This is a genomic window from Kitasatospora sp. NPDC088783 (genome assembly GCF_044750705.1).
GTDB classification, from domain to species: Bacteria; Actinomycetota; Actinomycetes; order Streptomycetales; family Streptomycetaceae; genus Kitasatospora; species Kitasatospora fiedleri.
In genome coordinates this window covers 286,740-294,991 of sequence record NZ_JBIVKJ010000011.1, presented here as the reverse complement: position 1 = coordinate 294,991, position 8,252 = coordinate 286,740, and the positions used below count along the sequence as shown (strand labels likewise).

7 protein-coding genes are annotated in these 8,252 nt (G+C 73.6%); 3 read left to right on the top strand and 4 right to left on the bottom strand.

Annotated elements, in window-relative coordinates; all coding sequences use genetic code 11:
- Positions 1-472: 472 nt before the first annotated feature.
- From ACIP60_RS28190 to ACIP60_RS28180, 3 genes are read right to left on the bottom strand one after another with little or no spacing between them, the layout of a single operon-like run.
- Positions 473-1,585 (bottom strand): threonine aldolase family protein, encoded by a 1,113-nt coding sequence (locus ACIP60_RS28190; RefSeq protein ID WP_400689294.1) that lies wholly within the window; start codon positions 1,583-1,585, stop codon positions 473-475.
- Positions 1,582-2,331, bottom strand: coding sequence for an SDR family NAD(P)-dependent oxidoreductase (locus ACIP60_RS28185; RefSeq protein ID WP_100835477.1), 750 nt, complete (start codon positions 2,329-2,331; stop codon positions 1,582-1,584). Before ACIP60_RS28185 ends, ACIP60_RS28190 begins: the two co-directional genes overlap by 4 nt.
- Positions 2,328-3,728 (bottom strand): DUF6421 family protein, encoded by a 1,401-nt coding sequence (locus ACIP60_RS28180; RefSeq protein ID WP_400689253.1) that lies wholly within the window; start codon positions 3,726-3,728, stop codon positions 2,328-2,330. The genes ACIP60_RS28185 and ACIP60_RS28180 overlap by 4 nt, the downstream gene beginning before the upstream one ends.
- A gap of 417 nt (positions 3,729-4,145) precedes the next feature.
- Between ACIP60_RS28180 and ACIP60_RS28175 the strand changes: the two genes are divergently transcribed.
- The gene (locus ACIP60_RS28175) at positions 4,146-4,730 is read left to right on the top strand and encodes a DUF5134 domain-containing protein (RefSeq protein ID WP_400689250.1); all 585 of its coding nucleotides are present in this window, start codon (positions 4,146-4,148) and stop codon (positions 4,728-4,730) included.
- 259 nt (positions 4,731-4,989) lie between these two features.
- A complete protein-coding gene (locus ACIP60_RS28170) occupies positions 4,990-5,943 on the top strand; it encodes a M56 family metallopeptidase (protein ID WP_400689247.1) in 954 nt (317 codons plus the stop codon).
- Positions 5,944-6,063: 120 nt separating this feature from the next.
- Here ACIP60_RS28170 and ACIP60_RS28165 read toward each other — a convergent pair whose 3' ends face one another.
- Complete coding sequence (locus tag ACIP60_RS28165; RefSeq protein ID WP_400689244.1) at positions 6,064-6,483, bottom strand: MarR family winged helix-turn-helix transcriptional regulator; 420 nt, start codon at positions 6,481-6,483, stop codon at positions 6,064-6,066.
- An 88-nt stretch (positions 6,484-6,571) separates the two neighbouring features.
- Here ACIP60_RS28165 and ACIP60_RS28160 point away from each other — a divergent pair, with 88 nt between their 5' ends.
- The gene (locus ACIP60_RS28160; protein ID WP_400689241.1) at positions 6,572-8,122 is read left to right on the top strand and encodes an MFS transporter; all 1,551 of its coding nucleotides are present in this window, start codon (positions 6,572-6,574) and stop codon (positions 8,120-8,122) included.
- Positions 8,123-8,252 lie beyond the last annotated feature (130 nt).

Below are 8,252 nucleotides of genomic sequence, written 5' to 3'. Positions count from 1 at the left end.
GTTGACTTTTGGCACGCTGTTGAGTTCTCAAGGAACGGACGCTTCCTTCGAGCCGCATTCCTGCGGACCCTCCGGGCGCTTCGTTCTTTCGTGTTCCCAGCTTATCAGATCCGAGCTCGTGCTCTTTCCCGACTCGCTTTCGCCTTCCGCGACCTGACGGCCCTTCCGACGTTTCAAACTCTAGCCGATCCCCACTCCGAAAAGCGAATCGGCCGCAATCTCCGAAAAAGCGCACGACGAATACGAACGGGGACGCGAAAGACACGCGACCCGTCACGGATCAGCCGAACCGGTTTCTCAAGGGATTGGCCGCTCCGGGACCGTCCACGCAGACACGTGTCCGGTGCTCCCTGCCGAGCGACCAGTGAACACTACGCCGGATCCGGGCCCGGTGCAAACAACCGCCCGCGGCCGGCCCGGGAGGTGGCTCCCGGGCCGGCCGCGGGCGGAGTTGGGGCGGGGTTCCAGGGGGTCAGACCTGGCGGGCCATCTCCTCGGCGATCGCGGCGGCGAAGGAGTCGATGTCCTGTTCGGTGGTGTCGAAGGCGGCCATCCAGCGGACTTCACCGGTGTGCTCGTCCCAGAAGTAGAAGCGGTAGCGCTTCTGGAGGCGCTCGCTGACCTCGCGCGGGAGGAGCGCGAAGACGGCGTTGGCCTGGACGGGGCGGACCACGGTGACGCCGGGGATCTCGCGGACGGCGGCTTCGAGGCGGCGGGCCATCGCGTTGGCGTGGCCGGCGTTGCGGAGCCAGAGGTCGCCGGTGAGGAGTGCCTCGAACTGGACGGAGACGAAACGCATCTTCGAGGCGAGCTGCATCGAGGTCTTGCGCAGGTACTTGAGGTTGCGGACCTTCTCGGGGTCGAGGACGACCACGACCTCGCCGAGCAGCAGGCCGTTCTTGGTGCCGCCGAAGGAGAGGACGTCGACCCCGGCGTCGGTGGTGAACTCGCGGAACGGAACGCCGAGCGAGGCGGCGGCGTTGGCGAGCCGGGAGCCGTCGAGGTGGACGAGCATGCCGCGTTCGTGGGCGTGCTCGCAGATCGCCCGGATCTCGTCGACCGTGTAGAGGGTGCCGAGTTCGGTGGACTGGGTGATCGAGACGGCGAGCGGTTGGGCGCGGTGCTCGTCGCCCCAGCCCCAGGCCTGCTGGTCGATCAGGGCGGGGGTGAGCTTGCCGTCGGGGGTGGGGACGGTGTGGATCTTGATGCCGGCGAGCTTCTCGGGGGCGCCGCCCTCGTCGACGTTGATGTGCGCGCTCTCGGCGGCGATCACCGCGCCCCAGCGCGGGAGCAGCGCCTGGAGGGCGACGACGTTGGCGCCGGTGCCGTTGAAGACGGGGTACGCCTCGGCACGGTCGCCGAAGTGGCGGCGGAAGACGGTCTGGAGGTGCTCGGTGTAGGCGTCCTCGCCGTAGGCGACCTGGTGGCCGTCATTGGCCAGGGCGATCGCGGCGAGCACCTCGGGGTGGACGCCGGCGTAGTTGTCGCTGGCGAAGCCGCGGACGGCGGGGTCGTGGTGCCGTACCGCGTCGGTGGTGCCGGTGGTGCCGGGGGTGCCGGGGACACCGGGGTTGGAGGTGGTCATCGGGCTGTCAGCCACAGGTGCTGTCCGTTCAGTTCTGCTGCGGGGCGGTCCCAGAGGGACGCCAGGGTGGTGGCCAGGTCGGCGGTGTCGGTGAAGCCGGCGAACTTGGCGTCCGGCTTCTCGGCCCGCATCTCGGGGCTGACCAGGGCCTTGATGACCAGGATGACGGCCGCCGCGGTGGGGTCGCCGTCGGGGGCGGTGGTCTCCTTGCGGAAGGAGTCGGCCATCGCCAGGGTCCACGCCTCGGTGGCGGCCTTGGCGGCGGCGTACGCGGCGCCGCCCGCGGTGGGCTTGTGCGCGGCGGCGGCGGAGACCATGGCGTAGCGGCCGGCGGGGCTGCGGAGCAGGGCGGGCTGGAAGGCCAACGAGGTGTGCTGGAGGGTGCGGACGACGGTGTCGTGCAGGAAGTCCCAGTCGTCGATCCGGGACTCGAAGAAGGTCTTGCTGCCGCGCCAGCCGCCGACCAGGTGGAGCAGGCCGTCGACGTGGCCGTGCTCGGCCTCCAGGTGGTCGGCCCAGTCGTGGACCTCCTGCGGGTCGAGCAGGTCGATGACCTGGCTGTGCGCCTTGGCGTCGGGGACGGCGGTGCGGACGGCGGCGAGGGCGGCGTCCAGGCGGTGCTGGTCGATGTCGGCGCCGATGACGGTGGCGCCGTCGGCGGCGAGGCGGCGCAGGGCGGCCTGGCCGGCCGGGCCGCTGGCTCCGGCGACGGCGATCACCTTGCCGTCGAGGGGGCGGGTGCTCATGCGGCGACCTCCTGGGTGCTGGTGCCGGTGATGCCCTTGGTGTCGGCGATCACGCGGCGGAGTTTCTTGGACAGGGCCTCGTAGAACATGCTGAGCGGGAACTCGTCGGGGTGGACGGCGTCGCACAGCGCCTTGCGCAGGGCTTTGTCGTCGGCGAGGTCGAGCGGGAGCGCCTCGGGGCCCTTGGCCCAGGTGGAGGCGGGGTGCGGGGTGAGGTAGCGGGAGACCAGCTGGTAGGCGGCGATCCAGTGGGCGGTCTTGGGGCGGTCGATGCCGTCCCGGTAGAGCGTCTCGATCTCGGCGCAGAGCGCGTTGGTGGTGGCGGCGACCCGGTCCCAGTCGATGGTGAGGCGGTTGTCGCGCCAGCGCAGGGCGTCGTGCTTGTGCAGGTAGGCGAAGAGCAGCTGGCCGCCCATGCCGTCGTAGTTGCGGACCCGGTCGCCGGTGACCGGGAAGCGGAACAGGCGGTCGAAGAGGATCGCGTACTGGACGTCGCGGCCCTGGGGGTGGCCCTCGGCCTCCAGCTCGACCGACTCCTTGAAGGTGTTGAGGTCGCAGCGGAGCTCTTCGAGGCCGTACATCCAGAACGGGCTGCGCTGCTTGATCATGAAGGGGTCGAACGGCAGGTCGCCGTGGCTGTGGGTGCGGTCGTGGACCAGGTCCCACAGGACGAAGGTCTGCTGGGTGCGGTCCTGGTCCCGGAGCAGCTCGGCGGCGTCGGCGGGGATGTCGAGGTCGAGCTGGCGGACGGCGCTGGTGGTGACGGCGCGGAAGCGGGCGGCTTCGCGGTCGCAGAAGATGCCGCCCCAGGTGAAACGTTCCGGCGCTTCGCGGACGGCCACGGTCTCGGGGAAGAGCACGGCGGAGTTGGTGTCGTAGCCGGCGGTGAAGTCCTCGAAGGCGATGCCGAGGTAGCCGGGGTTGTCGAAGCGGGTGCGCTCCAGTTCGGCGATCCAGTCGGGCCAGACGACCTTGAGCAGGACGGCTTCCAGGTTGCGGTCCGGGTTGCCGTTCTGGGTGTACATCGGGAAGACGACCAGGTGGCCGGTGCCGTCGACGCGGTGCTCGTTCGGGCGGAAGGCCAGCAGCGAGTCGAGGAAGTCGGGCTCGCGGTAGCCGGTGTCGGCCCACTTGGCGAGGTCGGTCCGGACGGCGTCCAGGTAGGCGGCGTCGTGCGGGAAGAGCGGGGCGAGCTCGGCGACGGCCGCACGGACGGTCTCGACCAGCGGGTCGACCGTGGGGCGCGGCACGGCGGAGAGGTCGATCGAGCCGTCCTTGGACTGCAGCGGTCGGAGGGCCTCGACGGCGTTCTTGAGGCGGGTCCAGGCCGGGTGGGCGACCGGGTCCGCGGCGTGGGCGTCGCCCGCGAGCGCGAGCGTCGACGAAAGATTCTGCATCACAGGCTCACTTCGACAGGAGTTATTTCGACAGGACCACGTTAAATGCGAAAGGTTCTCCGGCTCAAGACCGGTCTGACGGTAGACGCTCCAGTTCGTAGTACCGCCGCCCGCCGTTCCCGCCGCGGTGGATGAAAACGGACAGATGCGACGCCGGCCGGACCGGGGCGGCCGACCTGCCCCGACCATGCCTCGGCCCCCACCGGCCCGCCACCGGGGCACCCACGCCGGTCACGGGCCCGCTCGCGCCTCGGTGCGCCCCCGTTCACGCCCTGCTGCACCCGGGCGGGGTCGGTGATCGTGGGGGGCGGCGGCATCCGGCGGATCCGGCACGGGAGAGGAAGCGGCGCACCGTCCGGCGCTGGTGGAGTGGAGGGCGCCGGGACGTCCGGCGGGTCCGGCACGGAGGGGGACGCGATGCACGGTCCGGCGCTGGTGAGCTGGCTGCTGGCGGCACTGGCCGCGAGCAGCGGCGGTTACTGCGGGTGGCGGGTGCGCCGCTGGAGCACCGGTCCGGCCTGCGGCGGGCGGCACCACCTGGCCCGCCGGGAGTCGGACGTGCTGGAGGCCGCGATGGGTCTGGGCATGGCCGGGATGGCGCTGCTGCCGGGGGTGTTCTGGGGCTGGCCGTACGCGCTGCTGGCGGCGGTGCTGCTGGTCGGCGCGCTGGCCGGGCGCGGCGCGGGGCTGCGGGTGCACCGGCTGCACCACGGGATCGGGGCGCTGGCGATGGCGTACATGGCGCTGGCGATGGCGGGCGGCGGCGGGTCGGCGGGCGGGCACGCCGGGCACCACGGGCAGCCGGGCGGTCTGCCCCTGCTCACGGGGGCGCTGCTGGTGTACTTCGGGCTCTACGCGCTGTGGGAGGGCAGCCGGGTGCTGACCGCGGGCGGCGCGGTGGCGGTGGCGGGCGGCCCGGCGGTGGCGGTGGCGGCGCCGCTGCCGCGGGCCTGCCGGGCGGCGATGGGGATCGGGATGTTCGCGATGCTGCTGTCGATGTGAGCACGGGCGCCCGGGCGGTCCGGCCCCTCCGCGCGTTCCTCCGCCGGCTTCCCTGCGGTTCAGCCTCCGTTTTCCCCTCCGCGCGTTCCCCTGCCGTACAGGTGTGCGGCTGACGGGGCGTCGGGCGGGGCCGGGGCGGTGGCGGGGCGTGGCCTTGGTCACTGGACCGACCCGGCCGTTCCGCCCGGGCGTGCGGCGGCATAGGTTGGGGGGAAGCGCACCGCCGCGCCTCGAACCCCTCCCTCGGGGAGACCTTGCCATGACGGCACTGCTGAGCCTGCTGCTGCTCGGACTGCTGCTCGCCACCGTGGCGCCCAGCCGCCTGGCCCGGGCCCGCTGGCCGGAGCGCGAACCGGTGCTGGCCCTGTTGGTGTGGCAGATGCTGGTGGTCGCGGTGCTGCTGTGCTGCGTGCTGAGCCTGCTGCTGGCGAGCGCGGCGGCGCTGCCGGCCTGGCGGGACGTGGTGTTCTCCGGCGCCCCGGCCGGGGTGGAGGGCGCGTACGAGCTGGCGGGCCGCGAGGGGTGGGGGCGGCTGTCCGCGGCGGTGCTGGCGGCGGGCGGGCTGTGGACGGCGGTGTCGCTGGCCCGGGAGGTCCGGTCGGCGCGGGCGGAGCGCGGTCACCGGCACGCCCAACTGGTGCGGCGCGCGCCGGAGTTGCCGATTTCGCTGCTGCCGCGTCGACGCCGGGGGCGGGGGCGGGAGCCGCTGGTGGTGCTGGAGAACGTCCGGCCGCAGGCCTGGTCGCTGCCGGGGCCGCGGGCCCGGCTGGTGGTGACGACGGGGGCGCTGCAGCAGTTGTCGGACCGGGAGCTGGCGGCGGTGCTGAGCCACGAGCGCGGTCACGTCCGGGCCCGGCACCACTGGCTGGGGCAGTGCGCGCAGGCGCTGGCGACGGGGTTCCCGGGGGTGGGGGTGTTCTCCGCGTTCCGGGACCAGGTGGCGGTGCTGGTGGAGCTGGCGGCGGACGACCGGGCGGCCCGGCGGCACGGGCGGGTGACCACGGCGCTGGCGCTGGCGGAGCTGAACAGCGAGGTGTTCGCCTCCTGCCCGCCGGCCCAGCTCGCGCAGTCCCCCGCCCGGGTGGACCGGCTGCTGCTGGGCGAGCCCCGGCTGCCGGTGCCGGCCCGGCTGGGCTGGACGCTGGCGGCGCTGGCCGCCCCGCTGGGCGCGGCGGCACTGGCGGTGGCGCCGGGGCTGTCGGCGCTGCTCTGACCGGGCCGCGGCCCGGCCCCCTCGCGCGGCACGGCCGTTGACGGCTCATCGGCGCCGCCCCGACGCCCGGCGCCTTGAAGCCCGGCGCCTTGAAGCCCGCCGGACGCCGCCGACGGGCCGTCAGTCCTCGGGGGCGAGCGTCTCGGCGAGGATCCGGCGGTGCACCGGGCGGGCCAGGCGGTAGCGCTCGCGGCCCTCGTCGGTGAGCGCGATGTAGATGCCGCGCCGGTCGTCGACGCAGTGCGTGCGCTGGACCAGGCCGGCCTTCTCCATCCGGGCGACCAGCCGGGAGAACGCGCTCTGGCTGAGGTGGACGGTGCCGGCCAGGGTCTGCGCGCGCTCGCCGAGGCCGGGCTTCTCCCGCTCGAACTCCCGCAGCCGCTCCAGCAGTTCGAACTCGCTGACGCCGAGCCCGTACGCCTCGCCCAGCTCGCGGTCGATGGCGCAGGAGGTGGCCGCGTGCCGGGCCAGCAGGGCGCGCCACTGCTCGCTGAGCGCCGTCTCCGCGGACGGATCGTGGTCTGGGTCGAAGTCGGTCACGCCGCCAGGGTAGCACATGCACGCGCATCTGTTGCGGTCACATTAAATGCGCCTGCATCACATGCACATGCATGTACCGTTCTGTGTCATGACCGACACGACGGTGACCCGCACGCCTGCGGCCGACCATCCGCCCGCGACCGACCAGACCCACTGGAGCCCGCGCCTCTGGGGCGCCCTGGTGGTGCTGTGCGCCGCGATGTTCCTCGACGCGCTCGACGTCTCGATGGTCGGCGTCGCCCTGCCCTCCATCGGCGCCGACCTGCACCTGTCCGACTCCGCCCTGCAGTGGGTGGTGAGCGGCTACGTCCTCGGCTACGGCGGGCTGCTGCTGCTCGGCGGCCGCGCGGCCGACCTGCTCGGCCGCCGCCGGGTGTTCCTGGTGGCCCTGGCCGTCTTCGCCGCCGCCTCGCTGCTCGGCGGCCTGGTGGACAGCGGGCCGCTGCTGATCGGCGCCCGCTTCCTCAAGGGCGTCAGCGCCGCGTTCACCGCTCCGGCCGGCCTGTCCATCATCACGACCACGTTCCCGGAGGGCCCGGCCCGCAACCGCGCGCTGTCCATCTACACCACCTGCTCGGCCGCCGGCTTCTCGCTCGGCCTGGTGATCAGCGGCCTGCTGACGTCGGCGGGCTGGCGGCTGACGTTCCTGATGCCCGTCCCGGTCGCCCTGATCGCGCTGGTCGCCGGCGTCAAGCTGCTGCCCCGGCGGCACGACGGGCACCGCGCCTCCGGCGGGTACGACCTGGCGGGTGCGGTCACCGGCACCGCAGCCGTGCTGCTGCTGGTCTTCACGGTGACGGAGGCCCAGGGCGCGGGCTGGCTGTCGGTGCGCACGATCGGGTCGCTGCTGCTGGTGGCGGCGCTGGCCGTGGCCTTCCTGGCCATCGAGGCGCGCACCGCCCACCCGCTGGTCCGGCTCGGCATCTTCCGCGACGCGGGCGTCCGCCGGGCGAACCTCACGGCGCTGACGCTGATGGGCAGTTACGCGGGCTTCCAGTTCGTGGCCACGCTGTACCTCCAGCGGTTGCTGAGCTGGTCCGCGCTGGAGACGGCGCTCGGGCTGCTGCCCGGCGGCGCGGTGGTGGCCTTCTCGGCGGGCGCCGTCGGCCGGCTGCTGGACAGGTACGGCCCGGCCCGGGTGCTGCCGGTCGGCGTGGCCTCGATGGCCCTCGGGTACGCGCTGTTCCTCCGGCTGGACGAGCACAGCGGCTTCCTCGGCCTGGTGCTGCCGAGCATGCTGCTGATCGGCGCGGGCTTCGCGCTGGCCTTCCCCTCGATCAACGTGGCGGCCACCTCGGGGGTGGCGGACGACGAGCAGGGCCTGGCCTCGGGCCTGGTGAACACCGCGCTCCAGGTCGGCGGCGCGATCGTGCTGGCCGTCACCACCGCGGTGCTCACCGCGGGCAGCGCCGGCGGCACCGACGCGCACGCCCAACTGGCCGGCTACCGACCCGCGTTGCTGCTGGTGACGGGCACCACGGCGCTCGGCCTGCTGATCGCGCTGACGGGCGCGGTCCGGGCCGGTCGCCGCGGCCCGGCGGCCGATCCGGCCCCGGTGCCCGACTACGTCTACCCCGCGGCGCAGGCGGCGCGCCCGGCGGAGACCTCCGCGTCGGAGGCGCTGCTGTCGGAGCGCTGAGGAGGCGCTGCTGTCGGAGCGCTGAGGAGGCGCCGGGCGGTCGACCCCTCGCCGCCCCGAGCACTCCGGCCGCCGCCCGTCGGATCGTCCTCGGGAGCCGGCTCCACCAAACCCCCGTGTTGGTGGAGCC